The 1,593-nt window shown below is 37.7% G+C and carries 2 protein-coding genes and 1 pseudogene; all 3 read right to left on the bottom strand.

Going from position 1 to position 1,593, the window contains the following annotated elements:
* Positions 1-77: 77 nt before the first annotated feature.
* Positions 78-368: a hypothetical protein gene (locus IM273_RS22240; RefSeq protein ID WP_193055666.1), complete on the bottom strand. Its 291-nt coding sequence runs from the start codon at positions 366-368 to the stop codon at positions 78-80.
* Positions 369-404: 36 nt separating this feature from the next.
* Positions 405-875: a phage tail tube protein gene (locus IM273_RS22235; RefSeq protein WP_117092934.1), complete on the bottom strand. Its 471-nt coding sequence runs from the start codon at positions 873-875 to the stop codon at positions 405-407.
* 53 nt (positions 876-928) lie between these two features.
* Positions 929-1,593 (bottom strand): annotated as a pseudogene (locus tag IM273_RS22230) (hypothetical protein); the annotation flags it as partial.

Below are 1,593 nucleotides of genomic sequence, written 5' to 3'. Positions count from 1 at the left end.
GCATAGTGTAGAGTTCATCCACACCACACCCCTTATTACGGATTAGTTTAGAGTTAGTGCAAGAAACGGATCGCTTTTTACTTTTTTTCAATATCATCAATATTCATTGATTCAGTGAAGATACGATCAATCTCTTGGCTTAGTTTCATCTGCACTGATAATTCTACGTTTTCTTCAATCTGTTCTGGTGATTCGAAAAGTGGTTTACCTTCGTCATCAACTATACAATGATAGATAATTTTGAATGGTGTAGTACATTGGGAATATTGAGCTAGTGACGGCATACGAATTTTCACAACTACATTTGGTGCTAGTTCGAATTCGTGGGTTTTTACTCCAATCACGCTCATTAAATCAGTTAGGTTCATTGTATCTTCCTTGAATTATTATTTTATTGATATTATTTAGTCACCAGCAGTTTCACCACTTGCAACTGGAGCACCAGTAACAACAAAGGTATATTCACGTTGTGCTTGTGAATCGAAATCACCAGAAGTGGTGTTAGTAGAGATATAGCCGTTAACTACTTGGAAGTATGAAGCACCATCAGTACCAGTAAGGTTCTCATAGAAGGTTACACGTAACTGTACTTTGGTTAGATTATCTGCATAAGTGTTAAGTAGTTCTTGACCAGTTGCACCAGGAATCCAGTTAACAGTAAGAGAGATATCAGGTACATTTTTACTGCCTGGGATCTTCTCCGCATACAATTCACCGAAACTATTCACAGTAGCCATATTGGTTTCCGCACCTGCTACGGCTGGGAAAGCTGCTACCTTCTCAACTACAGTAAAGGTTGTTGCAACACCACTAACAGGAGCTAAAGCAATCTCAACTTTAACATTGTTGGCCATAAACATATTTTTAAATGCCATTTTGTTTTTTCCTTTTTAAAGCGGGTAACAGTCCTTGTTACCCTTCATTCATATTATTTATGAAGATTGCAGTACTCTATATATAGTCCTAATCCTCTTAGTACTTCCCCGCTATAAAAACCAAAGAACATACTATTGTTTTCTGCTGTTGTTGGAGTACCAGAACGTATAGCGGCTGCCCACGTACCATTCATTACATGATTTGGTGTGATAACCTCATAGAAACTTTGAACTTCATCAAACAACATTTGTATTAATTCATCATCTGGATAACCAGCAATTGCCATAATACAAGCACCTGCCAACCACAAACCGGACATGTGAGGGGTAAACCCATCATAAATTACTTCACCATTGTTTTTAAAACGTGTTGGTGCATGACCATTATTATTTTTCATAAACCATTTCAAGTAATTCATCCAGTTTTTACAGTACTGAATTATCTTAGTAGGGATTGTATAATCACCGCGTGACCACAATTCATGTACTACGTTACATCCTGCATAAAATGCACGTGGTTCATAACCAGACCAAGCCTCTGAATAGAAGTGATCCATAATGAATGTATCGACTTTCTCACCTTCTGGTAAGTACGCTAATGCATCCTGACGATTCCACACAAACGCCTGAGCACAAGGGCCAGGTAGTGTTGGATGGAATTTATTAGTAAACCAGTCCTGTGCATCACATAGGAAATTAATACTATTATTTAGTCTCT

Origin of the sequence: Enterobacter cloacae complex sp. P13B, assembly GCF_014895915.1 — a bacterium.
GTDB lineage: Bacteria > Pseudomonadota > Gammaproteobacteria > Enterobacterales > Enterobacteriaceae > Enterobacter > Enterobacter bugandensis.
Note: the sequence above shows the minus strand (reverse complement) of the source record. Positions and strands in the feature narration are given on the sequence as shown.